General features: G+C 55.4%; 26 protein-coding genes and 8 pseudogenes. 21 read left to right on the forward strand and 13 right to left on the reverse strand.

Going from position 1 to position 26,368, the window contains the following annotated elements; genetic code table 11:
* Positions 1-194 precede the first annotated feature (194 nt).
* The 3 genes and pseudogenes from RLEG4DRAFT_RS47265 to tnpA form a co-directional block, all read right to left on the reverse strand.
* Positions 195-314: pseudogene (locus RLEG4DRAFT_RS47265) on the reverse strand (IS66 family insertion sequence element accessory protein TnpB); the annotation flags it as partial.
* Positions 278-550 carry an IS66 family insertion sequence element accessory protein TnpB gene (gene tnpB / locus RLEG4DRAFT_RS47270; RefSeq protein ID WP_003581540.1) on the reverse strand — a complete coding sequence of 91 codons (273 nt, stop codon included), beginning with the start codon at positions 548-550 and terminating at the stop codon, positions 278-280. The gene tnpB and the pseudogene RLEG4DRAFT_RS47265, both read right to left, overlap by 37 nt.
* On the reverse strand, positions 547-927 hold the full coding sequence (gene tnpA / locus RLEG4DRAFT_RS26935) for an IS66-like element accessory protein TnpA (protein ID WP_003581542.1): 381 nt from the start codon (positions 925-927) through the stop codon (positions 547-549). Before tnpA ends, tnpB begins: the two co-directional genes overlap by 4 nt.
* A gap of 88 nt (positions 928-1,015) precedes the next feature.
* Here tnpA and RLEG4DRAFT_RS39330 point away from each other — a divergent pair.
* The 13 genes and pseudogenes from RLEG4DRAFT_RS39330 to RLEG4DRAFT_RS26995 all read left to right on the forward strand — a co-directional run.
* A pseudogene (locus tag RLEG4DRAFT_RS39330) lies at positions 1,016-1,217 on the forward strand (transposase); the annotation flags it as partial.
* 155 nt (positions 1,218-1,372) lie between these two features.
* A complete protein-coding gene (locus RLEG4DRAFT_RS26945) occupies positions 1,373-2,047 on the forward strand; it encodes a type IV secretion system lytic transglycosylase VirB1 (protein ID WP_003581543.1) in 675 nt (224 codons plus the stop codon).
* A gap of 48 nt (positions 2,048-2,095) precedes the next feature.
* Positions 2,096-2,464 (forward strand): pilin major subunit VirB2, encoded by a 369-nt coding sequence (gene virB2 / locus RLEG4DRAFT_RS26950; RefSeq protein ID WP_003581545.1) that lies wholly within the window; start codon positions 2,096-2,098, stop codon positions 2,462-2,464.
* Positions 2,461-2,787, forward strand: coding sequence for a type IV secretion system protein VirB3 (locus RLEG4DRAFT_RS26955; RefSeq protein ID WP_003568051.1), 327 nt, complete (start codon positions 2,461-2,463; stop codon positions 2,785-2,787). Before virB2 ends, RLEG4DRAFT_RS26955 begins: the two co-directional genes overlap by 4 nt.
* On the forward strand, positions 2,787-5,156 hold the full coding sequence (locus RLEG4DRAFT_RS26960; protein WP_003581547.1) for a VirB4 family type IV secretion/conjugal transfer ATPase: 2,370 nt from the start codon (positions 2,787-2,789) through the stop codon (positions 5,154-5,156). The genes RLEG4DRAFT_RS26955 and RLEG4DRAFT_RS26960 overlap by 1 nt, the downstream gene beginning before the upstream one ends.
* 13 nt (positions 5,157-5,169) lie before the next feature.
* Positions 5,170-5,838, forward strand: coding sequence for a hypothetical protein (locus tag RLEG4DRAFT_RS26965; RefSeq protein ID WP_003581548.1), 669 nt, complete (start codon positions 5,170-5,172; stop codon positions 5,836-5,838).
* A 65-nt stretch (positions 5,839-5,903) separates the two neighbouring features.
* Positions 5,904-6,791: a type IV secretion system protein gene (locus tag RLEG4DRAFT_RS26970; RefSeq protein WP_003581549.1), complete on the forward strand. Its 888-nt coding sequence runs from the start codon at positions 5,904-5,906 to the stop codon at positions 6,789-6,791.
* 31 nt (positions 6,792-6,822) lie between these two features.
* Positions 6,823-6,981 (forward strand): type IV secretion system lipoprotein VirB7, encoded by a 159-nt coding sequence (locus RLEG4DRAFT_RS39335; RefSeq protein ID WP_003581552.1) that lies wholly within the window; start codon positions 6,823-6,825, stop codon positions 6,979-6,981.
* Positions 6,978-7,691: a type IV secretion system protein VirB8 gene (locus RLEG4DRAFT_RS26975; RefSeq protein WP_003581554.1), complete on the forward strand. Its 714-nt coding sequence runs from the start codon at positions 6,978-6,980 to the stop codon at positions 7,689-7,691. The genes RLEG4DRAFT_RS39335 and RLEG4DRAFT_RS26975 overlap by 4 nt, the downstream gene beginning before the upstream one ends.
* Entirely contained in the window at positions 7,688-8,569 is an 882-nt protein-coding gene (locus RLEG4DRAFT_RS26980; RefSeq protein WP_003581556.1) for a TrbG/VirB9 family P-type conjugative transfer protein, read from the forward strand. Before RLEG4DRAFT_RS26975 ends, RLEG4DRAFT_RS26980 begins: the two co-directional genes overlap by 4 nt.
* A complete protein-coding gene (gene virB10 / locus RLEG4DRAFT_RS26985) occupies positions 8,566-9,654 on the forward strand; it encodes a type IV secretion system protein VirB10 (RefSeq protein WP_003581558.1) in 1,089 nt (362 codons plus the stop codon). The genes RLEG4DRAFT_RS26980 and virB10 overlap by 4 nt, the downstream gene beginning before the upstream one ends.
* A gap of 44 nt (positions 9,655-9,698) precedes the next feature.
* Positions 9,699-10,739, forward strand: coding sequence for a P-type DNA transfer ATPase VirB11 (virB11, locus tag RLEG4DRAFT_RS26990; protein WP_003581560.1), 1,041 nt, complete (start codon positions 9,699-9,701; stop codon positions 10,737-10,739).
* Between the two features lie 515 nt (positions 10,740-11,254).
* A complete protein-coding gene (locus tag RLEG4DRAFT_RS26995) occupies positions 11,255-12,031 on the forward strand; it encodes a winged helix-turn-helix domain-containing protein (RefSeq protein ID WP_003581561.1) in 777 nt (258 codons plus the stop codon).
* Here the strand turns inward: RLEG4DRAFT_RS26995 and virD4 are convergent.
* The gene (virD4, locus tag RLEG4DRAFT_RS27000; protein WP_003581563.1) at positions 12,028-13,737 is read right to left on the reverse strand and encodes a type IV secretion system ATPase VirD4; all 1,710 of its coding nucleotides are present in this window, start codon (positions 13,735-13,737) and stop codon (positions 12,028-12,030) included. The two genes, RLEG4DRAFT_RS26995 and virD4, sit on opposite strands and share 4 nt — an antisense overlap.
* 274 nt (positions 13,738-14,011) lie before the next feature.
* Positions 14,012-14,158: pseudogene (locus RLEG4DRAFT_RS64490) on the reverse strand (transposase); the annotation flags it as partial.
* Positions 14,159-15,543: 1,385 nt separating this feature from the next.
* Between RLEG4DRAFT_RS64490 and RLEG4DRAFT_RS47275 the strand changes: the two are divergent.
* Entirely contained in the window at positions 15,544-16,053 is a 510-nt protein-coding gene (locus tag RLEG4DRAFT_RS47275; RefSeq protein ID WP_141651644.1) for a hypothetical protein, read from the forward strand.
* 332 nt (positions 16,054-16,385) lie between these two features.
* On the opposite strand, the pseudogene RLEG4DRAFT_RS27010 reads toward RLEG4DRAFT_RS47275, so the two are convergent.
* From RLEG4DRAFT_RS27010 to RLEG4DRAFT_RS39355, 3 genes and pseudogenes are all read right to left on the reverse strand, one after another.
* Positions 16,386-16,973 (reverse strand): annotated as a pseudogene (locus RLEG4DRAFT_RS27010) (IS110 family transposase); the annotation flags it as partial.
* A gap of 5 nt (positions 16,974-16,978) precedes the next feature.
* Complete coding sequence (locus RLEG4DRAFT_RS27015; RefSeq protein ID WP_003581569.1) at positions 16,979-17,851, reverse strand: S49 family peptidase; 873 nt, start codon at positions 17,849-17,851, stop codon at positions 16,979-16,981.
* Between the two features lie 90 nt (positions 17,852-17,941).
* Positions 17,942-18,652, reverse strand: a complete 711-nt coding sequence (locus tag RLEG4DRAFT_RS39355; protein ID WP_085061969.1) for a GntR family transcriptional regulator — start codon at positions 18,650-18,652, stop codon at positions 17,942-17,944.
* A 732-nt stretch (positions 18,653-19,384) separates the two neighbouring features.
* Between RLEG4DRAFT_RS39355 and RLEG4DRAFT_RS64495 the strand changes: the two are divergent.
* Positions 19,385-20,058 (forward strand): annotated as a pseudogene (locus tag RLEG4DRAFT_RS64495) (DDE-type integrase/transposase/recombinase); the annotation flags it as partial.
* Positions 20,059-20,266: 208 nt separating this feature from the next.
* Here the strand turns inward: RLEG4DRAFT_RS64495 and RLEG4DRAFT_RS39360 are convergent.
* The 3 genes and pseudogenes from RLEG4DRAFT_RS39360 to RLEG4DRAFT_RS27035 form a co-directional block, all read right to left on the reverse strand.
* Positions 20,267-20,392: pseudogene (locus RLEG4DRAFT_RS39360) on the reverse strand (DUF2269 family protein); the annotation flags it as partial.
* 34 nt (positions 20,393-20,426) lie between these two features.
* A complete protein-coding gene (locus RLEG4DRAFT_RS27030) occupies positions 20,427-21,149 on the reverse strand; it encodes a helix-turn-helix transcriptional regulator (protein WP_003581574.1) in 723 nt (240 codons plus the stop codon).
* A gap of 190 nt (positions 21,150-21,339) precedes the next feature.
* A complete protein-coding gene (locus tag RLEG4DRAFT_RS27035; protein ID WP_003581576.1) occupies positions 21,340-21,993 on the reverse strand; it encodes an acyl-homoserine-lactone synthase in 654 nt (217 codons plus the stop codon).
* Between the two features lie 178 nt (positions 21,994-22,171).
* Between RLEG4DRAFT_RS27035 and RLEG4DRAFT_RS27040 the strand changes: the two genes are divergently transcribed.
* From RLEG4DRAFT_RS27040 to RLEG4DRAFT_RS27055, 4 genes are all read left to right on the forward strand, one after another.
* On the forward strand, positions 22,172-22,522 hold the full coding sequence (locus tag RLEG4DRAFT_RS27040) for a helix-turn-helix domain-containing protein (protein WP_003581578.1): 351 nt from the start codon (positions 22,172-22,174) through the stop codon (positions 22,520-22,522).
* Positions 22,523-22,701: 179 nt separating this feature from the next.
* Entirely contained in the window at positions 22,702-23,373 is a 672-nt protein-coding gene (locus RLEG4DRAFT_RS27045; RefSeq protein ID WP_003581580.1) for a hypothetical protein, read from the forward strand.
* A 169-nt stretch (positions 23,374-23,542) separates the two neighbouring features.
* Positions 23,543-24,211, forward strand: coding sequence for a hypothetical protein (locus RLEG4DRAFT_RS27050; RefSeq protein WP_245277988.1), 669 nt, complete (start codon positions 23,543-23,545; stop codon positions 24,209-24,211).
* 67 nt (positions 24,212-24,278) lie between these two features.
* Positions 24,279-24,683 (forward strand): hypothetical protein, encoded by a 405-nt coding sequence (locus tag RLEG4DRAFT_RS27055; RefSeq protein WP_003581583.1) that lies wholly within the window; start codon positions 24,279-24,281, stop codon positions 24,681-24,683.
* Here the strand turns inward: RLEG4DRAFT_RS27055 and RLEG4DRAFT_RS64500 are convergent.
* Entirely contained in the window at positions 24,650-25,249 is a 600-nt protein-coding gene (locus RLEG4DRAFT_RS64500; RefSeq protein WP_125869663.1) for a thiamine pyrophosphate-dependent enzyme, read from the reverse strand. The two genes, RLEG4DRAFT_RS27055 and RLEG4DRAFT_RS64500, sit on opposite strands and share 34 nt — an antisense overlap.
* Before the next feature lie 43 nt (positions 25,250-25,292).
* On the opposite strand from RLEG4DRAFT_RS64500, the gene RLEG4DRAFT_RS39365 reads away from it, so the two are divergent.
* Together RLEG4DRAFT_RS39365 and RLEG4DRAFT_RS38150 are read left to right on the forward strand one after the other, a co-directional pair.
* Positions 25,293-25,547, forward strand: coding sequence for a transposase (locus RLEG4DRAFT_RS39365; RefSeq protein ID WP_125869697.1), 255 nt, complete (start codon positions 25,293-25,295; stop codon positions 25,545-25,547).
* Positions 25,480-25,983 (forward strand): annotated as a pseudogene (locus RLEG4DRAFT_RS38150) (IS66 family transposase); the annotation flags it as partial. The gene RLEG4DRAFT_RS39365 and the pseudogene RLEG4DRAFT_RS38150, both read left to right, overlap by 68 nt.
* A gap of 45 nt (positions 25,984-26,028) precedes the next feature.
* Here RLEG4DRAFT_RS38150 and RLEG4DRAFT_RS27065 read toward each other — a convergent pair.
* A pseudogene (locus RLEG4DRAFT_RS27065) lies at positions 26,029-26,345 on the reverse strand (IS6 family transposase); the annotation flags it as partial.
* Positions 26,346-26,368: the final 23 nt, after the last annotated feature.

A 26,368-nucleotide genomic window follows, 5' to 3' on the forward strand; every position in this document is an offset into this window, starting at 1 on the left:
CCGATAATGGAGTCGCGCTTGATGACTTCGGCTTCCTGGCTCTCAAGTTTCGCCGCCTGTTCAGCGACGAGCGCGCGCAATGCAGATAGCTCGTCATGACTGTCCAGCGGCGTTGTTTCCATACCCGCATACATAGCCGATTTGCGCCGGAAGTGCCAGCTTTATGCCCCGGATGTCCTTGCAAAATATAGCTTTTAACCCGTTCGTCCGGGAGCAGAAGTCCACGCAGGTCGGCGCCAATCGATCCCCTCAACAAGCATCGACAACTGAGCTTGCGTCAGATGCGCAACCCCATCTTTCGCCGTCGGCCAGGGAAAGTATCCGCGTTCCCAAAAATTTTTGTAAAAACAGGCAAAAACCCCTTGGCCATCCCACCATAAAAAGTTTTGATCCGATCAGCGCGTTTTCCGCGGAAGCCGAAGATTGCGCCGGAGCCCGGCACCTCCTTGATAGCCGTCTCGACAAGCGCCGACAGTCCATCAATGCCACGCCGCATGTCGGTCACCCCGCAGGCCAGATAAACCCGCACATTCCCCGAAGGCCCGATCATGCCGCCTCCACACAAGCGACCAGTGACGATAGCACTTCGAGATCCATGTCCGCTGCAATTCTCAGTAAGCGGCCATTCCTTAGGACGATCTCAACGTCTTTGCATCTCGACCGAGCACTGCTCCTCTTGGAACCGTCACTCACGCTCTCCGACGCTCCGATAAGCGATACCGGGATGAACGATGCGGCCTGGGGAGATTCGGGTGGCAAGAGCTTCTTTCGCCAGGCGTAAATCTGCTGCGGAAGAACGTCGTGCCGGCGCGCTACATCCGAAACGGTGCCATCCGCGCTGAACGCTTCTTGCAATATCGAAAGCTTCAGTTCCATCGACCAGCGACGTTGTCGCTCGGCACCCGTCAGGATCTCAACCTTGCCCATTCATACCCTGTTACGTCACAAATGAATCATCTGTGTCGTAACTTGCGCCAATCCCGCACCTAACCAAAATCCGATCACCGGACGCTCACAGATCATCAAGCGTTCCGACAAGGCGAAGGGTTTCAAAATCCTGCCGCAACGCTGGGTTGTTGAGCGGACCTTCGCATGGATGGGCCGATGCAGAAGACTGGCCAAGGACTTCGAAAAATCCATCGCTTCAGCAGAAGCATGGATAACCATCGCCCACATCCGCATGCTCACCAGACGCCTCGAGATACGGATATCGTTAAGCCTTTTCGAGTCCGACTCTGAGCATGCCATTTCGCTTCAAATGAAATCAAAATGCAGAATTGAAACATCCTTTCGTAACAGAACATGACCAATAAGCACCAGTGGCAACTGGCGCCGACTCTTTCGGCAACCCGCGACCGTAAGGCGATACGAAATGTTCACTGCACCTTGGCCCCTGACGATGGCCTTCTTGACCTCGAGTTTGCTTTCTACCGAGGCCGCCCAAGTATCCTTCCATGAATTTGATCGACTTGCCCGCGATTGCGCACCATCGGTCGATTCGACCACGTTAGCGGCTATTGCGAAGGTCGAGAGCGGCTTTGATCCGCTTGCGGCACATGACAATACTACGGGTGAGACCCTTCACTGGGATGATCAGACGCAAGCACGCCACAGTGTCCGTGACCGTCTAGATGCGCATCATTCCATTGATGTCGGGCTTATGCAAATCAATAGTAACAACTTCTCGGCTCTCAACCTCACGATTGAAAATGCCCTGCAGCCCTGCAAGTCGCTTGCTGCTGCAGCGTATCTGCTTGAAAGCCGCTATGCCGGAGGTGAGACCGCTGTGGCGAAGCAAATTGCGCTCCGAAGGGCAATCTCCGCCTACAACACCGGTGATCTGCAAACCGGGTTTGTAAACGGTTATGTGCGGAAAGTTGAGGCGGCCGCTCAAGAGATTCTGCCGCGGCTTGTCGAAGTACCCCAAGCGGCCGACGAAAAGCAGAACCCCGATGAGACTTGGGACGTATGGGGTTCATATGAGCAAATGCATTCGCAAGAGGACTCAGCGCGTCTCCCAAAGCTTCAAAAAGGGGCGCTCCCTTGAATTTAACAGCGATCACAAACATCGGGTCAACCAATAGGAGATACAACAATGACGTCATCCGTTAAAAATCGTGCAGGTTTTCGCTCCTCTCCTCTTCAGCTGCGTGAAACGTTGCGTTCTCTAAGTTCCTACGCGCCAGCCGTCGGTGGAGGAGCAGCCTGGAGTATCGTCTGCTCTGCGCCAGCGATGGCACAAGTGACGGGCGGGGCCAATCCCGCCGCGATGGTGGATAATATCTGCGCGTTCATCCTCGGTCCATTCGGTCAGTCTCTGGCCGTGCTCGGTATCGTTGCAATCGGCATATCGTGGATGTTTGGTCGTGCTTCGCTTGGTCTCGTTGCCGGCGTCATCGGCGGCATCGTTATCATGTTCGGCGCCAGCTTTCTTGGTAAAGCACTCATTGGCGCAGGCGGATGAACGAGCGACTGGATGAGAGTGTTCTTTACGTGGCGGCGACACGCCCTGCGTTGTTTCTCGGCGTGCCGCTTAACTTAGCCGGCTTGCTCATGATGTTAGGCGGCCTGATCATCGTCATCGTTCAGAACCCTCTTTATGAAGTTGTTCTTGTTCCACTGTGGTTCGGAGCAAAGGTCGTTGTTGAACGCGATTATAACGCCGCGAGCGTAGCGCTGCTTTATCTGCAGACCGCTGGCAGAAGCGTCGATGGTTCGATCTGGGGCGGGGCAAGCGTCAGCCCCAACCCGATCAAAGTACCAAGACGCGGAAGGGGGATAGTTTAATGTTCGGCACAAGTGGCAAGACCGAGAGGTCCGGTGAAATATATCTGCCGTATGTTGGCCACCTCAGCGACAAGGTAGTCCTTCTGGAAGACGGTTCAATGATGGCCATGGCACATGTCGGAGGTTTGCCTTTTGAACTGGAAGACGTGGCCATCAGAAATGCACGCTGCCGAGCATTTAATACGCTCTTACGCAACATTGCCGATGATAATGTGTCGATATGTGCCCATCTCGTGAGACACAATGACGTTCTTCCACCCCCTGCACGGCAGTTCCAAAGCAAATTTGCGGGAGCGCTTAGTGAAACCTATGAGCAACGTGTGCTGCTCGGAAAGCTCTTTCGCAACGATCACTTCCTCACCTTGATCGTATATCCGTGCACTTCGGTCGGTAAATTCAGGGGGCGGTTTCTCAAGCGCTACCAAGGCAAAGAAAACGATCTCGAGAGCCAATCGCGCAACTTGGAAGATCTGTGGCAAATGACTGCTGGCGCCCTCGATGCTTACGGTCTCCGCCGGCTTGGTATTCGCGAGAAAGATGGCGTGATCTTCTCCGAAATCGCGGAAGCGCTCCGGCTGATATTAACGTGTCGTTTGACTGCAGTTCCAATGGTGAGCGGTTCACTCGGCGCATCAATTTATACTGATCGTGTGATCTGCGGTAAGCGTGCGGTGGAGATTCGCGCCCCCGCAGATAGTTACGTCGGCTCCCTGTTTTCGTTTAGAGAATATCCAGCGAAGACTAGAACCGGCATGCTCTCTCCGTTACTGTCTACGAATTATCCACTTGTTTTAAGCCAGAGTTTCTCGTTTCTGACGCGTGCCCAGGCTCACGCCAAACTTAGTCTTAAGTCCAGTCAGATGACGAGTTCTGGTGACAAGGCCGTCAGCCAGATCGCCGAGCTCGCCGAAGCAGAGGACGCACTAGCGAGCAACGAATTTGTGATGGGGGCACACCATCTGAGCCTCTGCGTCTATGCCGATGATCTCAATAGCCTAGCAGACCGCGCCGCATCCGCCCGCACTCGTTTGGCGGATTCGGGTGCCGTCGTCGTCCAGGAGGGTATTGGCATGGAGGCGGCTTACTGGTCTCAACTTCCGGGGAACATCAAGTGGCGCACGCGACCCGGGGCAATCACCTCCCGCAATTTCGCCGACCTGGTGTCATTCGAGAATTTCCCCAGCGGCAACAGTTCGGGTCACTGGGGCAATGCAATTGCACGCTTCCGAACCAACGGCGGCACCCCTTTCGACTATGTCCCGCATGAAAACGATGTTGGAATGACTGCAATATTCGGACCGGTCGGAAAAGGCAAAACAACGCTGATGGCCTTTATCCTTGCGATGCTCGAGCAGAGCATGGCGGAACGTAACGGCGCGATTGTTTTCTTTGACAAGGATCGCGGTGGCGAACTGTTGGTACGCGCCACCGGAGGGACATATCTTGCGCTTCGCAGGGGCGTTCCCAGTGGTTTGGCGCCTCTGCGGGGCCTTGAAAATACGTCGGCGTCGCGCGATTTTCTGCGAGAGTGGATAGTCGCTGTGATTGAGAGCGACGGCCGTGGCGCAATTTCGCCGGAGGAAATTCGGCGCTTAGACCGCGGCATCTCGCGGCAGCTTTCGTTTGAGCCGGGTATGCGGTCAATTGCTGGGCTGCGTGAATTCCTCTTGCACAGCCCCGCAGAGGGAGCAGGTGCCCGGTTGGAACGGTGGTGTAGAGGAAGCGCACTCGGTTGGGCTTTTGATGGCGAGACAGACGAAGTCAGACTGGACGCTACCATTACAGGCTTCGATATGACGCAGCTCCTGGAGTACGAGGAGGTCTGCGCCCCGGCAGCGGCATATCTACTGCACCGCGTGGGTTCGGTCGTGGATGGTCGTCGCTTTGTCATGAGCTGCGATGAGTTTCGGTTTTATTTGCTAAATCCTCAATTCGCCGCGGTCGTCGACAAGTTCTTGCTTACTGTTCGCAAGAACAACGGCATGTTGATACTCGCAACACAACAACCAGAGCACGTTCTTGAATCGCCTGTGGGAGCCAGTCTTGTTGCACAATGCATGACGAAGATTTTCTATCCTTCACCCACGGCCGACCGGTCAGCCTATATCGATGGCTTGAAGTGTACTGAAGGTGAATTTCAGGCTGTTCGCGAGCAAATGGCAATCGGCAGCCGTAAGTTTTTGCTCAAGCGCGAGAGCGGGAGCGTTGTCTGCGAGTTTGACCTCGCCGATATGCGCGAATATGTCGCCGTACTATCCGGTCGTGCTAACACGGTGCGCTTCGCCGATCAGCTCCGCGAAAAATACGGAGAAGCCCCCGCTGCGTGGATCGATAAATTCATGGCTCGTTACCATGAAGCGCGGGATTGAAGGAGAAACCTTGATGAAAATTGTCCAACTGACAGCAACGGCGCTCGCAACTTTATTAGCGCTGCAGGGACCAGCTCGCGCGCAGGGCATGCCTGTCATTGACATAGCGGCAATTGGTGAGGCCATCATTCAAATTGAAAAGTCAGCTGCGATACTCGAACAGACCATCCAACTGGTGACCGTGTTCTCGTCGTCTTTCGGCGTCACCGGTTTGTTGAGCTCGCTCAACCAGCCAAACCGGTACCCCTTGAGGAATGCGCTAAGCGAGAAAATGTTTGGTGACCCGAAGGTACCAAATGGCACCACTGCGAGAGCGATCATTAGTGAGCGCAAGGTCCAAGGTTCCGACGCGGAAGCGGTGTTGCTGAATCAGCAGATTACCCGCGCTGCCAATGCTGCGGACATTGCGGCCGAAAATCTCGACATGATGGGCAAACGGCTTGCAGAAAACAGCAAGACGCTCGGTCAGCTATCGGGTTCAAGAAACATTATGCAGGCGACCGTCACGAATGGCCTGCTTCTCAAGCAGATCCACGATGCAATCATCCAGAACAGCGAGGCGACGAGCCTGCTTACGATGGCGACTGCACAGGCTAGCCTCCAAGCGGCAGAAGAGGCGGCAACGCAGCGACGAGAGCGGAATGAAACGGCGCGCATGTTTGGGTTTGTCAAAAAAAGGTAACATCCATTGGCAGATATTTAAACTCGGCCGACCTTCGGTGAAAAGAACCAGATGGGGTTAGAGCGATGAACTTCGGCATTCTTACGCCGTTTACGGCTATACATTTGGTTTTTGATCAGGCCTTCACACACGCACTCAATTCTGTGCTCCAGAAGATCCAGAACGCAATGAACGCGCCTCTGGTGGCATGTGTCACCCTTTGGATAATCGTGCAAGGTGTCTTGGTGATGCGGGGCGAAATAGATGCCCGCGGTGGGATCACGAAGATCATCAAGGTGTCAATCGTGATCTCCCTTATCTTAGGTCAGGCGAACTACCATGACTTCGTCGTGTCATTCTTTCATGATACGATTCCGAGCTTCGTTGACCAAATCAGCGGCAGTAAAATTCCACTCATTGATATTCCGCAAAAGCTTGACTTCATGTTCGTTACGAGCCAGGCCGTCTTCCTGAGCATTGCGGCCGAAATCGGACCGATGAACAGCCAAGACATCCTCGCCTTTGAAGGCGCACAGTGGATTTTCTACGGTTCACTTTGGGTAACATTTGAAATCTTCGACGCCTGTGGAATTCTATCCAAGCTACTCATAGCAATTGGTCCGTTAGTCCTTGTAGGTTATCTTTTTGATCACACCCGCGACATGGCTTCCAAATGGGTCGGACAGCTACTATCCTACGGGCTGTTACTTCTTCTTCTGAATATCGTGGCTACTTTGGTCGTCGCAACTGAAGTCGCGGCTCTGACAGTGATGCTCGGCGTAATCAAATTCGCGGGCACGACAGCAGCCAAGATCATTGGGCTTTATGAACTTGATATGCTCTTTCTGGCCGGTGACGCCCTGATCCTCGCTCTTCCAATGATCGCCGGCAATATCGCAGGCGGCACCTTGGCGAGTACAAGTCAATCTCTTAGCAGTCTCACTCGCCGGTTCGCCCAAACCACACGCGGTTGATGCAGTAACACGAAAAATTCAGGCGAATGACATGAAGTATTGTTCTTGGTTTCTACTCCTCACTCTAGCCGCATGCAGCGCAAGTGATACACTCGCGACTTGCAAGGGCGCCGCTTTCCAGCTGAATACGGAGCGGTGGCAGCCCACCACATCAGATCTCGACGTCAATTGTGTGGGAGAGCCCAAATGAAGGCGCCCGAATATAGTCTGCAAGTGAGCCGGGAAACCCTATCCGCGCATTATGAGGAGGTAGAGGCCTTCCAAACTTCCCGCGCGAGATCGGCAAAGCGTCTTTCCAAAGTTCTTGTCGTGATCGCGGCTGCTGCTGTTTTTGGAAATATCGCGCAGGCGTTTACTATCGCCACAATGTTTCCCTTGATCAGGCTTGTGCCCATGTATCTTTGGGTAAGACCGGATGGGACGGTTGACAGCGAAGTGTCGGTATCTCGACTGCCAGCCACGCAAGAGCAAGCGGTTATTAATGCCTCCCTTTGGCAGTATGTGCACTTCCGAGAGGGCTATACGGCGGATACTGCTCAATACGCTTACGATCTCGTATCAGCTTTCAGCGCACCATCAGTTCGCCAAGAATATCAGCAGTACTTCAACTACCCGAGTCCGACCTCGCCGCAGGTCACAATTGGCAAGCGAGGTCGACTTGATGTCGAGCATATCTCATCAAACGATATTGCCCAGGGGGTACAGCAGATTCGTTACAAAAGGACTCTCATTTTGGATGGTCAAACGCCCGTGGTGAGCACTTGGACTGCAACCATCCGCTATGAAAATGTCACAAGCTTACCTCGTCAAGCCAGGCTGACTAACCCAGCAGGGCTGGTGGTTACCTCCTATACGGCCTCGGAAGATAGCGTCTCGAACGCAGGAGGAACGCAGCCATGACAGCAAGAGCTGCTTTGACGCTGGTCTGCTTGATTTCCGTTGCGATGGGCGTTCGTGCGGAAGACACTCCTACTGCCGGCAAACTGGACCCGCGCATGCGCTATCTGGTCTACAACCCCGACCAAGTGGTTCGTATGTCAACTGCTGTCGGCGCAACCCTCGTTGTCACATTCGGAACTGGCGAGACGGTAACAGCGGTCGCCGTGTCGAACAGTAAAGATCTGGCAGCGCTCCCGCGAAGCAACTATCTCTTTTTTAAGGCCAGTCAAGCTCTCTCCCCGCAGCCAGTCATCGTGCTTACTACGAGTGAGGCTGGTGCGCGGCGATATGTATTCAGTATTTCCACGAGGACTATGAATCGACTTGATACCGGACAACATGACCTCTACTACAGCGTACAATTCGTGTATCCTGAAGACGGCGCCGCTGCTCGGCGGAAGGAAATAGAAAAGCGATCACTATTAAATCGGATGCGGGCGACCGCGCAGGCTCAACAAGAAGCTGAAGATTTATTGAGCCAACCAGCTGAGGTCGCCGATCAGGATAGTAACAATTTTCACTACGTCGCGAAGGGCGACCGCTCGCTAACGCCGCTGGAAGTCTTTGATGACGGAGCCACCACGGTTTTCCGGTTTCCAGGGAACATGCGCGTTCCCTCCATCTATATCATCAATCCGGATGGCAAAGAAGCCGCTGCCAATTTTTCGATTAAAGGAGATTACATCACGGTTTCGGCAGTCGCCCGTGAATGGCGGTTGAGGGATGGCCATACAGCATTAGGGATTTTCAACAGCGCATATGACCCCATTGGAAGAAATCCGGGCACGGGTACGGTCAGAGCCGATGTGTGGCGTGTCGTGAAAGGTGCCAGCCGATGAGTGACGTCAAGGAAGAATCGGCGCACGGCGTAGATGTGTCAGGATCGCTTGTTACTGAGCCAGCTCGTCGAAGTCTTTCGGGATCGAAGAAGTTGATGATAGCGATCATGATTCTGGCCTCATCTCTGTCCATTATCTGGACCATCGGATTTTCAAAGAAAAAGGAAGCCCCCCCTCTGCCTCTTGCAACGGTCGATACTAACGCCGAGCCTTTTCGCCCGGTACCGATTGAGGTTGTTCCCAATCCTCCAGCCGAACAGGTTGCTCAACCGTCAGCACGCACGCTAGCAGACAGTTCTTCAGAGGTGGATGATCCGCAGGCCGCGCAATCAGCAATATTCGCCTATAATAGCGGTGATCAATTGGCGAGCCATCCACAAAAAGAGGAACAGAATGGAACATCGTTGCATTTGGACGAAGCTGCACTAGAAAATGATCTTTCAACTCGCATGAAACCCGGTGTGGCGGAGCCAAGCCGAGCTACGCTCCTGCCGCACCCTGATTTCATGATTACCCAAGGAACAATTATTCCCTGTGTTTTACAAACAGCGATAAATACAAATTTGCCAGGTTACGTGAAGTGCGTGCTGCCCCAAGACGTTCGCGGGGCAACGAACAATGTGGTGCTTCTTGATCGCGGTACGACTGTTGTCGGTGAGATTCAGCGTGGTCTACGGCAGGGGGATGCGCGAGTCTTTGTAATTTGGAACCGCGCAGAAACTCCGAATCATGCCCTCGTTTCGCTCGTGTCACCGGGCGCTGATGAACTCGGCCGCTCCGGTATGCCCGGTATTGTTGACAACCATTTCTGGCAACGGTTTGGAGGCGCAATGCTCTTGAGCGTGGTTCAGGGTACGTTCCAGGCCGCCAGCCAGTACGGTGAGAGTTCAGGCGGGCCCAAAGTCAACATCCAAGGGAACGGTGGACAAACGGTTGATACTGCGCTTGAGGCGACCGTAAATATTCCGCCGACTTTGAAAAAAGACCAGGGGGATGCTGTATCAATTTTTGTCGCTCGCGATCTTGATTTCTCAGAAATATACGAACTCAAGGCGACCACTGCTCCGAAGAGGAGAAGTCGATAACCTGAGCTCCGACAAATTAATGAAAATGAAGACTGGAGACTTCAGTGCAAGCTGCAGCACAACCACAATTGTATTTCCTCCTCAAACCCGTTTTAAAATGGCTTGAGGATCCAAGGACCGAAGAAGTAGCGATCAATCGGCCTGGGGAGGCATTCGTCCGCCAAGCCGGCGTGTTCACCAAATTTCCTTCACCTCTTTCATACGAAGACTTGGAAGACATCGCGATATTGGCCGGTGCGTCGCGAAAGCAGGATGTAGGACCACGGAGCCCACTTTGCGCCACCGAGTTGCCGGGCGGAGAGCGACTGCAGATCTGTTTACCTCCCGCGGTGCCGTCAGGTACTGTCAGTCTGACAATTCGGCGCCCGTCCCCTAGTGTTCCCGAACTCGAGGAAGTTTCAGCCCGCTATCAAGCATCACGCTGGAATAAATGGCAGTCGCGCAACGAGCGCCGTGCTCATGAAGATACGGAAATTCTGAAGCACTACGCTCGTGGTGACTTGAAAGAATTCCTTCAAGCATGCGTGACCGGGCGACTGACAATGCTGCTTTGCGGACACACAGGAAGCGGTAAAACGACGATGAGCAAGACGTTGATCAACGCTATTCCACGGGAAGAAAGGCTAATTACTATTGAAGATACACTCGAACTCGTAATCCCGCACGAGAATCATGTCAGGCTGCTCTATTCGAAAGATGGAGCAGGTTTAGGTTCGGTAACTGCAGAGCAGCTTTTACAGGCTAGTCTACGCATGAGGCCGGATCGAATATTGCTGGGCGAGATGCGGGATGACGCGGCTTGGGCGTATGTGAGCGAAGTCGTTTCTGGCCATCCAGGATCGATTTCCACTGTTCACGGAGCAAATCCTGTCCAAGCCTTCAAGAAGCTCTTTTCGCTCGTCAAGAGCAGCCCCCGAGGATCTTCAATGGAAGACCTTACGTTAATCGATATGCTGTCTGCGGCAATCGACGTTATAGTGCCATTCCGGACAAGCGGTGACGTGTACGAAGTTGGCGAAATATGGCTGGCGGCAGAAGCCCGCACACGCGGTGAGACAGTGGCCGATCTTCTAAAGCAGCATTAACGTCTCGACCAGAACAACGGCCGCTGGCATCCATTCTCTCGATGGTGATTATCAATATTATCAATTTTACAAATGTACGTGACCTACTAGGAAAGGGAGCCCGGCGGGAATGACGGAGGTACGATGCTTCAGAGCGGTTGAAATTGCCGCACCCCCCCTCTCGACATGGATGTCATCATTGGTCCATGTCAATCACTGCTCAAGCTTGCCTGGAAAGCAAGCCCGTTTCGATTGAACAAGCACCGGAACGGAACTTCAAGCTCCAACCCACACGCACCAAGATCCGCCGTATCCGAGAGGCGCGCCTCAGACAAACCGCGTCGCTCATACCGATTTGCTAGGAGTGCTCTGGGCACTGTGGTTGCACTAGATCGCCAGTCAGCGTCTCTCGCTAGCTAGAGTGCGAACTTCTCCGGGTCGCCTCGTAAGTGCCGAGAGCTACCTGCGCGCCAAGGGATTGATGCCACACGATCGCCCGGAGGCTCCAACTCAATTCTGAACTGAAAGGTAAGCTGTTGAAACACATTCTTGTCGTTGATAAGGACGCTGCTATACGGCATCTCATTGTCGAATATCTCAGTTTACACGCCTTTAGGTCGACCGCTGTCAGTAATAGCCGGCAGCTGAATCGTGTGCTGGCGTGTGAGCCGGTCGATCTTGTGGTTCTTGATCTTAATCTGGGTCGTGAAGACGGCTTGGAGATCCTACGTGACCTCACGACAAAATGGGCAATTCCCATCATCGTCATCAGCGGAGATCGCCTTGAGGAAGCGGAGAAAGTGGTGGCACTGGAGCTCGGGGCAACTGATTTCGTTCCAAAGCCTTTTGGAATGCCTGAATTCTTAGCCCGCATCCGCGCGGCAATGCGGCGCCGGACTATCAGTCCAGGGGCAAAAGATCGGCGTTCCTTTTATTTTTCAGGATGGTCATTGAACCTTAGACAGCGTCGGCTGATGTCCAGAAAAAGCGGCGAGGTCAAACTTACCTCTGGGGAATTCAATCTTTTGGTTGCCTTTCTGGAACACCCACGTGACGTGTTAACGAGGGAGCAACTTCTGTCGGCGAGCCGAGTGCGTGGAGAAGAGGTGTATGATCGCAGCGTTGATGTTCTCGTTTTGCGCCTGCGTCGAAAGCTTGAGGCGGATCCCGCCAACCCTTGTCTAATCATAACGGCAAGGGGGGCAGGTTATAAGTTCGAGGCTGACGTGGAAATCCATTACGGTGACAACCGGTCTCTTAACAGTAATCTCTACGAGGACCGGGGCCGTGGCTCGCAGGACCCATTCGTCTAAAGCGGCGATCCAGCGTCCGGCGCGACTTTGTCTTCTTCTACCTCCGCCAAGGCCGCAGGCTCCGGCAGGGGGCCCCTCTGGCTCTCGAAGATGCGCTTCAGTGCGCGATCAGAGTAATACCGGACTTTTCTCAGCTTCAATGGCGCGAGACCCTTTATGAGAACGATCTCGTTATCGTCATCTAGCAGCCGAACCTGCTCAGGCCGCAAGAGAGGGGCACCTTGGTTCGAATTTTGAATATTGCGATCGAACAGCTTACCTTGGCTATAGGAGGTGGAGCGCGCTACAAACGTATATTCACCAATTGCTTTCGAAATGTAGAGGGGTGTCTCGTCGTCAGCAGTTGCCATGAAGACTTGCACGCCCGTATTGCTCAGGAAGTTTTGCTTGCCGGCCTCGTCGTAAGTTCCAGACAGCGCTGAGAGGCTTTGGATTATGAACATAAAACGGCCCCTGTAGCCAGCGATCGTCGTGATCGCTGTCTCAATTGTTTCGAGTTTGCCGAGGTGCTTGAATTCATCGAGAAGGAACAGCACCTCGTGCTTCTCGCCATCGTCCGGCAGGGATCGCTGCAAAACAGAAACGATCTGCTGGAAGAGGAGCCGCATAAGTGGTGCGACAACCTCTAGATCGTTCGGGCTGACGCAAAGATAAAGGCAGGTCCGCCGACGGCGAAGATCATAAATTGAAAAGTCAGACCGGCTCGTCGCCGCTTTGACCAAGGGGTCCGCCCATAAATTGAGGCCGCCGTCGCCCAAAACAGAGGTGTAGGAGGTGAGGATTTTTGTATCGTTGCCTGCCATATCGTTGAAAACCCGCTGAGCTTCCTTGCTCATAGTCTCTTCCGCGAGACGCCCAAAGAGCTGATATTTCTCACCTGGTTGAGCAAAGAGATCGTAAACAGCGCCAATGGTCGGCGTACCGCGCTCGATACAAGCAAGAATTCCAGCGACAAATAAATCCCGTGCGCCGTTGATAAATCCCTCCGCCCCCTCACCTTTCGCCGTGATAAGATTTGCAGCCAGGCGACGCGCTTCGGTGAACTGCCGACCTGACGGTAACGCCGCGATATCTAATAGCGGATTGTAACAAGACGTCCGCCGTTCTGGGTCTAGCGGTGCAAACTTAAACACGATGTCTCCGGAATTTTTCCGCGCCCTGGACGTGAGCTCAAATAGCTCGCCCTTAACATCTAGGGCTATAATTGAGCCTTTGAACGTGAGCAGCGTTGGAATGACAACGCCCACGCCTTTTCCCGCTCTGGTAGGGGCAACGATAAGACTGTGAGGCTGCGCGCCATTGGTGAGATAGTAGTCAGACCAGAATGGGCCGCCGGTCTTTCCGAATACTGGGCCACTGATGCAGTTGTACCGCTGGAAATAACCAGCCCGTCGCATCTCACCCACATGAGCCCAACGCGCTGTGCCGTGATGGTCGTGCTCAGATCGGCATAAGACCTGCTGCGCTAGCAGAACGATTCCCGACGTTGCAATGATGATAGCCAAACCTTGATAAAAGATTAGCGTTGTGTAGCCAAGAAAAAACGGCGTCTGGTACCAAAAGGCGAATATATCGAAAGTCATCAAAGCACGGCCGCTAAAGCCGGAATCAAACGTTGAGTAGATACTAGCGGCACAAAAACCCACCGCCAGTGAACACACCGTACTCAGTGCTATCTTCAAGAGCGTTGTTCTTGTTGGTATCATCGGTCCACCATATATCGTTCGATGCCAATACGGCACGCTACCCCATGAATCGATCGCACATCAGGCGATTTGCCGTCAGATCGCGGCGGCACCTCAAAGGAACGAAAATGTCGAGCATGCCTTGCGAAATCGGCGCGGAAAACTGCTACGCGCCAGAAAGAATTGAAGCAACTAATAATGCTGGCATTAGTGTTAGGGGTTAAATCGCTTTGAAATGATGTTGTAACACAGGGTAGCATGGCAGCCCGGACCATCCGACGTGCATATCCCGATCAATCTGAACCGGAACGAACGCCGAGACCAAAGGCAAAGAACGCTCCTCTCTGGCCTTCTTCATCCACTTCCGAACGAGATAAGCATTGACGCCGTGCTCCAGCGCCAGCCGCGAGACCGAAACGCCGGGCTCTAAACACGCTGCGACTGCGCTTCAGAACGTGTGACCCTGCCACTGCGAATTTCCTCCAGAACTGATTAGAGTCCGTCCATCATGTTGAACCGCTCCCAAACGTTGGACCAACGGAAGGTAGAGTTTTCCGCCTTCATTCAGGGAGGCGGGCTGGTTGCGCCTCCGGAATTCGTCAGCGAGATCGGCGGCTTATTACCGATTGCACCATGAAGCCGTTCTTCGTTGCACAACACGACGACAGAACACCCACGGGACCAAGGTTCGCGAGCTTCTGTATCCCTGGCATCCCTGGTCGGAGCGGATCGTTCACGTCCATAAGGCGCTGTCCAAGGGGATACGTTTTTTTCCGCTGCAGCTTTTCTTGTGCTGCCTCTGATCGATTTTCTTGAAGTCCCGTGGTGGATGTTCGACCGATGGGCGAGTGGTTGTTGGCGCAGCCTGGCGGTTCCGCACGTCGATCTCGCAAGCCCTGCATACTTTGGCAAGATTGCTGAAGGACACTGATGCCTCATCACAATCTTTGGTAATGGGCGCATTGGTCTCTCACGAAACGTGTCGGAGTGCAGCGCGACAAAACAAACTAAGACGCGTATTGCCTCATCCAGATTGTCGCTTCAAATCGGAGAGATGTCTCGTTGGAATTACAACTGTAACCCAATATCGGTTCAGCAGAGCCACTGTCCGATGCTAATCTGTAGCTGCAAAAACAACGTGAGATATGATGACCAACAACGCTACAACGCAGCCGCCAAGCAGGCGACTGCTAATTTATTCGGCCACTCAAATATTTTGCCGTGACGGTTAGGCGGCTTCTCGCGTACCTCACCCTCGGTGATCAGAAAAGGTGAAAAGATATGGGAATTTGCTTCTCCAAATCCTCCGGATCGCCTCCACATGTAGCGCAGACGGTCTCCCTGGGCACGCCTCCCGAGAGGTTGCAATGGCCCCCAAGAGAGGCTCTCGAGCAATATCAGATCCAGCAGGCCGCCTACCACATGGGGGCGTCTGTCCTCGGCGAGCCGGTCAGTAGCCCGAGAAGACTTGCGACAGCCGGGCAAACGGTTCACGACGTCCGCCTGCTGCTCAAGCATGGCCGGGGAAACGTTAAGGCGGACGACATTCCCTCGCATGGCCACAACGGCATCGGATCGTCGGCTGCATCTTATGCTCGCAGCTACGAACACCAGGCTGCGCGGGCCGTGCTCGTGGGAGCGGGAATCTGCGATCAGCACGCTCCCCTTTGCGCCATCGTCCACGCCCCACACATGGCGGTCGGCGAGATCAGTACCGTCACTGCTTCTAGCGCAGTTCCACTGAGAGAGATAACGGACGAAGGTGCTACGAACGACGTCAGTGCGGGTCACGTCTGGAGCGAACTGCGGCGCGGAGACCGCGACCAGATGTCGACCGTGGTCATGGATGCCTGGGCCAACGGTCCCGCTGTTCGGTTGCAAGACAGCGCGTGGGTTGCAGCGCCTATCCAGGACAAAAGGTTAATGGACAAAATCACTGCCCAAATCGAGAAAAACGGTGTTGAGGAAATGGCTCCGTTGCAACGTCAGCTAGTTGACGAGCGGGTGCGGGATAAGCTGGAAGCACCCACTTCGTGGACAAAATACGCAGAACCACAAGTGATCTCACCGGAGTTCGCCGGAAGGGTACGCGAGGCATTGGGGCGTTGTTCTGAGGACGAAAAAGAGAAAATCGCATCAGATATGATTCGCGATACATACGGAATCGAACGTGGATCGCGCAATCACCGATCCGCAGTGATATCCGTTCTGCAGGCAGTCAGCCGACTGGACGCGCTGTCCCGGCCTGACGTCGTGCCGTCGGAACACATAACGGCAATAGGATCTAGTTTACCGTCCTCCTCGAGAAGCAGAGCACGCTCAAGTCAAAGTCGATAAGCTTTAACGACGATCGTTCTTTGAATATGGCCACGTGAGGACGAGCGTGCGCTTTTCAGGCAGGCCGTGCACTACGGCTTCCCACGCGGCCATTGCCTGGCGTCGATGGGTTCGAATTTGTGCTGCGGAGCGGTCGGTCTGGGTCAACCGCTCTCCACAACCAGATGCGCACCACCGAAACAACGAGGTCACCACAACCACCGTCCCGGCGGGGACATCGCAGGCCTGTGTTACAGACCTACAAAGGTGTTGCGTTGATCAGGCTTCCTTCCCGGTGCAAAATTGGATGCCGACATGGGAGGTGCGGGGGTGAATTTTGGGACGCCGATTGACACGGCGGTTAACCCGACGACGAGGAGAGCGCGGAGTTCCGGATTTCCCATCTTCGATATTCGTCCCAGCCTCTCCTTACCTCCGCTTGAATGAGGTCGCGGTGTCAATCCGAGCCAGGCGGTAAAGTGGCGCGCCGGGATCCGGTACAAGCGCCTTCATGGTCGCTGCCGTAATGGCACCTACGCCAGGAAATCGCTGTCAACCGACGCATGTCCTCGTCGCGCTTGGCCTCCACGAGAATTGCGCGCTCGAGCCTGCCGATCTGGTCGGCTGAAGCTTCAATCACATGGGCAACAGCCATCACAGCGAAGCGCGCTGCTGCAGGTAGTCGAGTATCTGTCTCATCCGGCACGATCGAAAGCAGCGCCTCAACCTTTGCCACGCCGGTGGTGGCGATGATGCCCAATTCGGCCAGATGCGCGCGCAGGGCGTTGACCGCCTGCGTTCGCTGCCGCACCAGAAGCGCGCGGGTCTTCAGCACCATCGCGGCGGCCAGCGGCTCGGCCGTCTTGATCCGGACGAAGCGCATGGTCTCGGACTACCGCTTCGCTGATGGCCTCCGCGTCAGCCGCATCCCTTTTACCTCGCCATTTCATTCTTTCGCTGAAAGCCCGAAGCGGCTCCACAATGCTCTCTCTTCCGCCGCTTCGACAAGCCCTGTCGCGAGACCGGATGCGGCACTTTCGAGCGAGACCGGCGACACGCCCGGAACACGGCGGCCGAACAGGCCGCGGCCGGCGGTGACAAGCTCCAGCTTGGTCTTCTGGCCGTAGCGCCGCTTCAATTCCTGGCGCATGTCGCCGAGGCCGTCGATGAGGCCGAGTTCGAGGCCGCGAGTGCCGCTCCAGAACAGGCCAGAGAAGACCGCTGCATCGTCCCGCAGCTTGCCGGCGCGGCGCTCGCGTACCATCGAGATGAAGACCTGGTGGATTTCGAGCTGCAGGCTCTTCAGGTACTCTATGTCCTTTTCCTTTTCCGGCTGGAACGGATCGAGGATCACCTTGTTTTCGCCCGCGGTATAGACGCGGCGCTCGACGCCGATCTTCTTCAACAGTTCGGGAAAGCCGAAACCGCCGGAGACGACGCCGATCGAGCCGACGATCGAGGTGGCGTCGGCGATGATCTCGTCACCGGCGAGCGCAATCATATAGCCGCCGGAAGCCGCCACATCCTCGACGAAGACCAGGACCTTCTTCTGCTTCTCGCGGGCGAGTTCGCGGATGCGGTTGAAAATCAGGCGGGACTGGACGGGCGAGCCGCCCGGCGAATTGATTGTTATGGCGACCGCCGGCGCGTCCTTCATGGCGAAGGCCTTTTCCAGAACCGGAGCGACATTGGCGAGATTGAGAGCCGGGCGGAACGGACCGCCGCCGCCGACGATCGCCCCCCGCAATCTGACGACCGGGATGGTAATGCCGCCCTTGCGGAACCGTTTCGGCAGCAACTTTCTCAAGAATCCGGCCATCTCTCATCCTTCGCTTCGGGTCGCGCGATCTTCACCGCAACGAAAATTCGCATTTGCCCCCGTCGGGCTGGCTCTCAGTTTTCTGCTCTATCACGAGCTCCACGGCGGCCGAGTTACCCCTGTGAATCCACGTCCATTCACTTCTTGAACGACCCTTGAGACGGCACCCTCTTCTAGATCAAGGTGGTTCATCAACGCAGACTGCACCCGGTCCGTTGCCATGCCCTCTTCAGACATTGCGGCACTTAGTTTTTCGAGGCTTTCGACAAACGCTGATCGAAGATCCGACGCAATGATTTCCATTCGTATGGGGTGAGTACGAAAACAGAATCGTTGGATGGATTTGCAACCCTCACAGCTGGCCCCTTCTTTGGCGATTTTTAGGAACATCGCTTTTGCCATAAAGGCCGGCTCATCAGGGGACGACTCGTCCAACACTGCCCAGCTTTCTGTGACCCGCGGTATTCTATTTAGTGCCCAAGTTAGGGTCTGGCGTCCGAAAGAATAAGAATCCAGCTGATCTTCTTCCAACATCGGCCTCGTGAAAAAGCCTCTTTGAGGGATGCATTTAATGTTCCCTTCCGCTGCTAGTCGCTGCAGTGCTTCGCGGACAGGCGTTCGACCAAGACCAAGTCTTGACGCGAGATCCTGTTCCCTGAGGTGTTGCTCAGGCACACGGCAATGAGCGTAGAGCAATTGCAGAATATCTTCGTACGCAATGTCGGCCTTTGCAGGCTCTGGTTCAGTAGAAAAATTTGTGTCAGGCCCACCACGTTGGGGTGCGTTCTTACAGCAAGGCAATTGATCGTTTTCCTCCCGGTGTAGGACTTCAAATATTTTCGGTTCTAGATCGCGCATCGAAAGAGCACGCGTCTCGGCACGATCGAGATACCGACCTGCATTACAGCCGCAGTTGGCTGCTATCGCATTCTGTCGCCGGTGGCTTTAGATGCCATTTACAGGAGGTCGCTGTCACTTCCCCAAGTAGGGGCCGACCTTCATTTCTGGCACTTAAATTCTGGCGTCGGGGTGTTAGGTCGGATCATTTGGCCTCTTGTCGCTACCCGGGGGCACACTCCGGCCGCGCGTGTGCCACATCTAAACGGCACCTTGGCGTAGATCAATATACCGCAATAATATATTTTTTGATATACATGATTGCTGCGCGGGGATGCGATTTTGTATTCTAGTCGTCCACGAAATACTCAGGATTGTTCAGTTATTTAAAGTATTAATCCAACTATGGCGAACATTCGCGCGGAAGAGCAATAGTTGGTCCGTGGGAAATTTTAAAGCGATTATGTTCGCTTACTAACCTTTCAAACAGCCCGATGAGTTTCCCCCACTTGCTAGACAACGCCCACAAATTACGTGGATAGATTAGATCCTCACCTCGGAAAAGATGACCAATATCGAAGAACATTAAAACCGCAATGGAAGTGCAGGCGTTGTCACGTGTCTGTGGCTTAACGGTTGGCGAGATAGTTGCGGGAGATGAGCGCCTCTTCCGTCAGCTAAAGGAACTACCGCTCTCCACCACTGATCATCGCCAGTGCGGTCTGGCTGTATTTCCGGTTCCCTACAAGCCTGCGGATGGTCGGGAAATGCCGTTGGAACGCGGCATTGTGGTCGCCTCTGAAACGATCCGGCGATGGGGCCGCAAATCGCGACAGGGCCAGGCAGTTGCGCGGAAAAAAGCCGTCGCGAAAGGACTCTGGCATCCGGACGAGGTGGTGATTTGTATCGGCGGCCAAATACATTGGCTTTGGTGTGCCGTTCACCAAAACCGTGATTTTCTCGAGGAGATCTCCAGGCCCGCCCGATACAAAGCTGCCAATCGATTGCTGATCAGACTGCTGAAGAAACACGGCCTGACGCCAAAACGTATATCATGACCTACAACCTGCGCTCGCATAGCGCTGCAAAACGAGATGTCATGCTCGCTTTTCAAACATTAATCCCATAGGGCCTGAACCATCGTCCGGAGAACTTACGTGGACTTCGAAACAAGAACGGGTGATGCTTGATCGATCTTTTCAGCAATCCGAAATCGCTTCGTTCTCTTGCATTGGAAACGTTCAGCCCTTTCCACTCACATTCGTCGGATCCGCGCGATGGCGCAGCGGAAAGCTGTGACCGGGCGCAACATGAAACAACGCGACATCGCTGATGAAAGCCTTCGCGAAATGGGGAGTCGCCGAGCATGAGGATCGCCGCATCCGGAAGTCCATGGAATGGGGAAAGGCCGAGCACCGAGCATCTGAGCGTTACGAGGCTCACCGTGGCCAAATCAAGGAAGCATATCGACGATCTCGACATGCAGGGAGATGGCACGCGCGATCAAAAGCACCGCGATGCCGTCGCCGGCCCTATCCCTGAGGCAGCGTTTCTTGCGCTCGACTATAGACTACGGTGCACGAAATCAGCAGTCACCACGATGCGAGCGATGGCGGCCGTGATCGTGGCATTGCCGGCGCGGTGCGCGACCAACATGAAGAAAGCGATGCCCGCGCCGGTCCCGACCAGACGAACACTCGTCATCGAGCTCCTCGTAAAAGATTCGCCAGCCGCACGCTCATATCAATTCAAGAGCGGTGGCCTTGGCGACTGCTTCACTCGTCGTGGCGACGGTGAGCTTCCGGCGTGCGGAAGCGAGATAGAGCTGCACCGCACTCACGGAAATTGACAGGCGAGCGCAGATCTGCTTTGCCATTAGGCCGCTGGCCGTCATTTCAAGACATTGCAGCTCGCGGCCCGACAAATTCGCAATCGCAGGTTTTCTTAAGCCCGATAAAATCATGGCCCTGTCGTGGAGATGGTGCGCGAGAAACTGGAGGTCGCGCATACTGTCCGTACGAAACTGCCGCCAGTAGAGGTCAGGGTGGTTGGACGTGACCGTAAACAGCGATCGCTCCCCATGAGGTCCCCGCACCGGCAGAGTCACACCTTGACAGCCGATACCGAAGCCCATGGCCTCCTTGAAGAAGCCATGGGCACGGCCTGAATCCCATTTTGAGGCGGACCATTCCAGGGGTAAAAAGCCGCGCCGACCGAGCCGCACGACGGGATCGATGCTGAAGTAATCGCGGTCGAGATATTGTTTTACCCACTCTGGCGGGTAGGTCAGCATCAGCAATGGGTTGTTGTCCGCCCCTGCCGATGAACGGGTCACATGCAGAACCATATGCGATATCGCATAAATATGGCGGACTTCATTCAGCGTTGTTTCCAGATCCTGCAACGTCGGCGATGCGGAGATCCGGTCCAGACAGTCGAAAAAACGAGAACTGCTCTGCATGAGATGGACTCGTGGTTGCACGGTACATTTTGTGCTCGCAATGCTATCATTTAGCGATTGCTGATAATAGCCTGTTCCGGGCATGACGTGAAAAATAAGTTAAGGCTCGGCGCCGCAAGTCGACCGCCAAGGGATAACCACTTTTCAGGCCAGATTGCCGGGGTGGCGATCGGGCGGCCGCCTGCTGCGTTCACCGCATGCCGCCATGTCCTTCAACGATGACCGTTGCCGCAGGAGTGGGGGACACCTTAGCCAGAAGTCGGGACAGGTTGGCTTGGAGTATCCTGCTATTGTCTCCCGTCACGTCCCATAAACCGACATAAAGGTTGCCAATCTCGGGCCTCGATCGGGCTAGCGGCGTCGGTCTCCAGCCGATCCGGCGATAGACGCCGATCATGGCGGCGTCATAAACGCCGACGACTCTTTCGATACCGGTGTCGAGCGCCAGGTCGGAAAGCCCCGAGAGCAGTTCAGTCGCCACCGTGCGCGCCGAATGTGGATCGGCGTCTTGGGTAGGCGGATGAACGCAAAAGCGGGTACACTCCCAGCATCCCGGGCTCTCGACGTCGATGGGCTGATCAAAGAAACCCCGGAACTCGCTTTTAAGCATCGTTGCCCCCGTGGTCGGCAGCAGGCGCAGCGAACCTGTCAGTGTGCCGGAAGGCCGTTGCGCAACGAGGTAGACGGGGTCTTCCGTCTCGTCGTACCGGTCCCTTTCGCACTGGTCCCTGACATCGACCTGCCATCCCAGCCGATCGCGAAAAACGGCGGCGCGTGCTCGAAACATCTCGTCGAAAGCCCGTCGATCGGTCTCGAGCATGTCTTTGGTGAGTATCCGCAACATATCCGTCCCTCCTGATGTGGCGACGTTTCAACAGGAGGTCGATTCCCAGCAATCTGGATATTTCACCAGGTTGACTAGTGCTTAGCTTTGCCGTCCCTTCCATAAGACGTTTCAGATATTCGTCGATCCAAAGCTCTTGGTAATTGCCAATTTTGACGCAACGACGGGAGGATTCTTGATGACCCACGACATGGCACGCGGCAAACGTATTCGAGAGGCGATATCCCGGGGCAAGTTCCGGAAAGTGCACGCTCTCGCGGTGGAACTGAATGTATCAGTAGCGGCCGTCTCACGCTGGCAAAATGGCGGCCACACGTCCTTGGAAAGCGCCTGCGCTCTCGCGCGCCTTCTAGACGTCTCCCTCGACTGGCTACTCCTCGGGCGGGGGGCCATAGAGGCACATAAGAACAGCACGATTTCCGCAACGGAGTTGCTGTGGGTTATGGCTCTACGCGAACGGTCTGCGGCCGCCCAATCCGATCTCATCGGGCCGCTCGAATATATCCCTCGGGAGCATTCATTAAGCTAAGCAAACATCCCCACGGTTTTTTACCTTGCGCTCAACAACTTCAGATTGCCTATTTCTGAGGAATAACGGATATTTCTAGTCAGGGTTTCAATGACGCTACCGTTAGGAAGGCAGGCAAACCTACCCTCGCCGCGCCGAAGACCCTCGTTTTCACTCTCGAACCAGAAGAGCTGCCGACCATGTCTACAATGCTGACCATCAACGTAAAAAACTACGAATCTCAGACGCAAAGCTTCTACTTCTTTCAGCAGCCGGCGATCTATACCGGCGGCGGGCAAGTCTATTCGAACAGCCTGTTCTCGCAGTCGCTCGGAAACTACGATAACACTGGCGCGATCCTGACCTTCCAGGTCAACCTGCAATACTTTGCGGGCATTCAGCAGGCAAATACACCGCCACAGATCGGCGCCTCATCCGGCTATTCGTCAGCCAGCCGCGCCATCGATCTTGCCCCGAGTCCAGGAGGCAGCGGTAAACCGAACGACTGGACGACCGCGACGGTGAACCCGCTCGGTCTTTCCTCGCCGATCTATGGCGAAGGTGTGCAGCCTGGCGCGTTTCGCATCACCACGCCGGTCTTCAACTCGCCGCCCTATTTCAATGTCGGCTCGGCGGTTGCCGTCAATGGCGGCATCGTGCTGTCCAACTTCGTGCAAGCGAACCCGGCCAGCAACACCGATTGCCAGCCGATCCTGAAATATTATGTCCAGACCGGCGCCTACACCCCAGGTGTCGTCATGAATTTCACCCAATCGAGCGTGAACGCGGCGCTTTCCGATTTCACCGGCGGCTATTCCGTCTGCAACGTCAGCTTGAAATCTGACGGGACCTGGACGACGCAGCTCCAGTAACCACCCAGCCGGCACGCAGGTGAGGAACCGACCTTCTTCACCTGCATGCAAACATCCGCGCGATTGCCACCGCCCGTCCGGGCGACCGGGAAATTTGGTCTCAGAGGGGATTGTCACACACATGACGAGTTCGTCCTACCAGATCGTCGTTCGGAACTTTTCGCAGACGATGCAATATTTCTATGTCTTCCAGAAGCAGGCCGCATTTCCGTCGCTGCCGAGCCCTGTCCCCATCCTCAGCGGCAGTCTCGGCTGCCAAAGCGTCGGCAATTACGCAACTACGGGAGCGCAGATCAATTTCGGTTTGGACGGTCAGGTCTATGCAGGTGCGCTCAGTACCAAACCGGTGTCGGCCTGGCAGCTTATCGCGCTTCTCGCACTCAATGCCGCCACGCTATCAGTGGTCGGCAGCACCTCGGCGTTCCGACCGGTTATGCTCACCACGGCCGACGGTTCGCCGGACAATTGCACGACCTTGACGCTCGACCCGATCGGACTTTCCGCGCCGGCCTATCAAAGCGGAATTGCGATCGGAGGGTTTGGCGTGAACGTACCGTCCTATACGCCGTTGCCGCGTCCCGAACTCTATTGCGGCGTCGTCGCCCTGAACGACAATCAGGCGATCATACTCTCCAGCTTCGTCGCTCCTGTCCCCAATGCCGTCGTGACCTGCATACCGAAGCAGATCTTTTTCGTGAAGTTGGGCTACCAGCCGGTCGGAAGCATCGTGGGATATGAAGAGAGCAACGCCGCCTGCTGCGATTTCACCACCGGCTATGTGACCTACACCGTGACTTACAACGCCGACGGAACGTTTTCGGCGACGGGAGGACCATAAACCCAGTAGTCCAGAGTATCCAGACGCTTGACCGAACCTCTCAATCCCTGCAATCAGGAGAATAGCCATGTCAACCACAAAGACGTTTACTGGCCAAACAGCACCTAGCGGCAAAAAGATCGTCGCAAGACTTGTCATTGCGATCTCGTCCACTATCGCAACCGCGCTACCCGCCGCCGCACAACTCGTCTTTTCGTCCGATTGCCGGAACCATCAGCCTATCGCAGTCGTGCCACCACATAATGCCATCCTGTTCACCAAGCAGCCTGTGCCCCATCCGAATGGAACAGCCTCGGTCTTTGCGATCAACGGATTGGACACCTACGTCATCCCGGCTGGGGCCAACTCGTGCGTCGTTGCAGCTCCCCATGCCAATGACAGTTACTGCTTCATCGCTCGCAACGACAACACAATCGACGGTGTCGGTTTCGCCCCCATTCAAAATCCCGGTGGCCTAACTGCCTGCCAATGAGGGAGATTACCTGGGCCGAACGAATCCCTCCCCGTACATAAGGGAAGGTGACGAGCACGACATGGACGGCCGTGCATCCCGTCAGCAGGGGCGATCTTGCTGGACCCGCCTGCCGCGAAAGGGATGTTGGGCGAGGTATAGAAGGAAAATGATTTCATGTTGCAATCCTCCTTGTTCTTTCTCGGGGGGCAGGGCGACCTGCTCCCCGCTCCGAAATCCCCATCCTTGCTGTTGGCGCCCCCCGCGCCGAGACGGTCTATCTCGGGGCGCTGAGGCAGTTTCGCCTTGCCGAATGCACGCGTCGAGCACTGAGTTACCGGCATCTTTTTCACTTCGATCAACTGCACTCCGCCTCCTTGGATAGCGGCTAGCAGTGCCGGCACCAGATCGTCCGGCTTTTCAACGTGAGTGCCCTTGCCGCCATAGGTCGGCCAATTCCACGAAGTCCGGATTGCCCGCGGTGGTGCCGTAATTCGCGAACCTTCGGCGGCCTGCTTTTGACGGATCATGGCGTAGCCGCTGTTATTCAGGGTAAGCGCTGTCCTAATCCCCACCTTCCGGATCATCGCTTGATCATTGATGTTCCACCTCGAAAGAGGGCTTGGACATATGTGGATTTCAGAGCTTACGCTTAAAACCAAGGATGAGCCGGTACGCCGGTTTGAGGTGTTGACTGGCAATGGCCGTCGTCGCGAATGGAGCGACGATCAGAAGGCGCAGATCATTGCGGAGAGTTGCGAGCCTGGCGTGACAGTGTGCTCTGTGGCGCGGCGTCATGGGTTGACCCCGCAGCAATCGTTCATCACGAACCGGGTTCGCGCCAGCACACCTGCCTCGCATCGAGGTCGTGGTCGATATCGATGACCATGCCTGTCCTTGCTGCCGCCATAACCTGCATCGGATCGGCGAGGATGTCAGCGAGAAGCTCGACATTGTGCCCGCCCAATTCCGCGTGCTGGTGGTGCGTCGCCCAAAGTGCGCCTGCCGATCCTGCGAGGAGGTCGTTGTCCAGGCTCCGCCGGCAAGGCTGATCGAGGGCGGCATTCCGACAGAGGCAACCGTTGCCCAGGTTCTGGTCTCTAAATATGCCGATCACCTGCCGCTGTACCACCAGGCGCTAATCTACAAGCGTCAGGGCATCGACCTCGACCGTTCGACGCTCGCCGACTGGGTCGGTCGCGCGGCAAAGAACACCGTGTCGCTGGCCTTCTGCTGGTCTCACGTTCGACGCCGCTTCGATGAGCTGGCTGCCGGCGGTCCCGCACCCATCGCCAGCGAGGCGCTCAGACGCATCGCAGCTTGGCCCCGCCGTCTCGGAACTTCTCACGCCTTCGTCGCACGGCATCGGCAAGAACAAAAGCTCGTCCTTCTTACGGAAGAAGCGCTTGGCGGCATCTAGATCGCGCTTTGCATTCAGAACGAAGTCGATTAGGTGACGCCAAGAGCCTCGGATGTCTCGTCGATCATGACCGAACCGCAATGCGGGCGCCAGAACTGGCGCAGCCGCTTCTCGATCCTCGGAGCATAGGCAAGTACCCAGCGGATAACCGTGCCGTGGCCCAGTTCAAAGCCCCGCTCTTGGAACATCTCCTCAAAGCCTCTTAAGCTGAACAGATAGCGCAAATACCAGGCCACCGCCTGCACGATGAGCCATGCCCCGAAAGCCGGACTTTGAATGATGAAGT

The organism is Rhizobium leguminosarum bv. trifolii WSM2297, assembly GCF_000271845.1.

Bases quoted from the DNA above. Each gene is read 5' to 3' on its own strand.
- RLEG4DRAFT_RS39335 (WP_003581552.1), top strand. From the start codon at position 6,823: ATGAAGTATTGTTCTTGGTTTCTACTCCTCACTCTAGCCGCATGCAGC.
- RLEG4DRAFT_RS47275 (WP_141651644.1), top strand. From the start codon at position 15,544: ATGTCGACCGTGGTCATGGATGCCTGGGCCAACGGTCCCGCTGTTCGG.
- RLEG4DRAFT_RS26980 (WP_003581556.1), top strand. From the start codon at position 7,688: ATGACAGCAAGAGCTGCTTTGACGCTGGTCTGCTTGATTTCCGTTGCG.
- RLEG4DRAFT_RS27030 (WP_003581574.1), bottom strand. From the start codon at position 21,149: ATGCAGAGCAGTTCTCGTTTTTTCGACTGTCTGGACCGGATCTCCGCA.
- RLEG4DRAFT_RS27045 (WP_003581580.1), top strand. From the start codon at position 22,702: ATGTCTACAATGCTGACCATCAACGTAAAAAACTACGAATCTCAGACG.
- virD4 (WP_003581563.1), bottom strand. From the start codon at position 13,737: ATGATACCAACAAGAACAACGCTCTTGAAGATAGCACTGAGTACGGTG.
- RLEG4DRAFT_RS26960 (WP_003581547.1), top strand. From the start codon at position 2,787: ATGTTCGGCACAAGTGGCAAGACCGAGAGGTCCGGTGAAATATATCTG.
- RLEG4DRAFT_RS26965 (WP_003581548.1), top strand. From the start codon at position 5,170: ATGAAAATTGTCCAACTGACAGCAACGGCGCTCGCAACTTTATTAGCG.
- RLEG4DRAFT_RS26970 (WP_003581549.1), top strand. From the start codon at position 5,904: ATGAACTTCGGCATTCTTACGCCGTTTACGGCTATACATTTGGTTTTT.
- RLEG4DRAFT_RS27040 (WP_003581578.1), top strand. From the start codon at position 22,172: ATGACCCACGACATGGCACGCGGCAAACGTATTCGAGAGGCGATATCC.
- RLEG4DRAFT_RS27055 (WP_003581583.1), top strand. From the start codon at position 24,279: ATGTCAACCACAAAGACGTTTACTGGCCAAACAGCACCTAGCGGCAAA.
- RLEG4DRAFT_RS27015 (WP_003581569.1), bottom strand. From the start codon at position 17,851: ATGGCCGGATTCTTGAGAAAGTTGCTGCCGAAACGGTTCCGCAAGGGC.
- RLEG4DRAFT_RS27035 (WP_003581576.1), bottom strand. From the start codon at position 21,993: ATGTTGCGGATACTCACCAAAGACATGCTCGAGACCGATCGACGGGCT.
- RLEG4DRAFT_RS26975 (WP_003581554.1), top strand. From the start codon at position 6,978: ATGAAGGCGCCCGAATATAGTCTGCAAGTGAGCCGGGAAACCCTATCC.
- virB10 (WP_003581558.1), top strand. From the start codon at position 8,566: ATGAGTGACGTCAAGGAAGAATCGGCGCACGGCGTAGATGTGTCAGGA.
- RLEG4DRAFT_RS26955 (WP_003568051.1), top strand. From the start codon at position 2,461: ATGAACGAGCGACTGGATGAGAGTGTTCTTTACGTGGCGGCGACACGC.
- RLEG4DRAFT_RS26945 (WP_003581543.1), top strand. From the start codon at position 1,373: ATGTTCACTGCACCTTGGCCCCTGACGATGGCCTTCTTGACCTCGAGT.
- RLEG4DRAFT_RS64500 (WP_125869663.1), bottom strand. From the start codon at position 25,249: ATGATCCGGAAGGTGGGGATTAGGACAGCGCTTACCCTGAATAACAGC.
- RLEG4DRAFT_RS39365 (WP_125869697.1), top strand. From the start codon at position 25,293: ATGTGGATTTCAGAGCTTACGCTTAAAACCAAGGATGAGCCGGTACGC.
- virB2 (WP_003581545.1), top strand. From the start codon at position 2,096: ATGACGTCATCCGTTAAAAATCGTGCAGGTTTTCGCTCCTCTCCTCTT.
- tnpA (WP_003581542.1), bottom strand. From the start codon at position 927: ATGGGCAAGGTTGAGATCCTGACGGGTGCCGAGCGACAACGTCGCTGG.
- RLEG4DRAFT_RS27050 (WP_245277988.1), top strand. From the start codon at position 23,543: ATGCAATATTTCTATGTCTTCCAGAAGCAGGCCGCATTTCCGTCGCTG.
- tnpB (WP_003581540.1), bottom strand. From the start codon at position 550: ATGATCGGGCCTTCGGGGAATGTGCGGGTTTATCTGGCCTGCGGGGTG.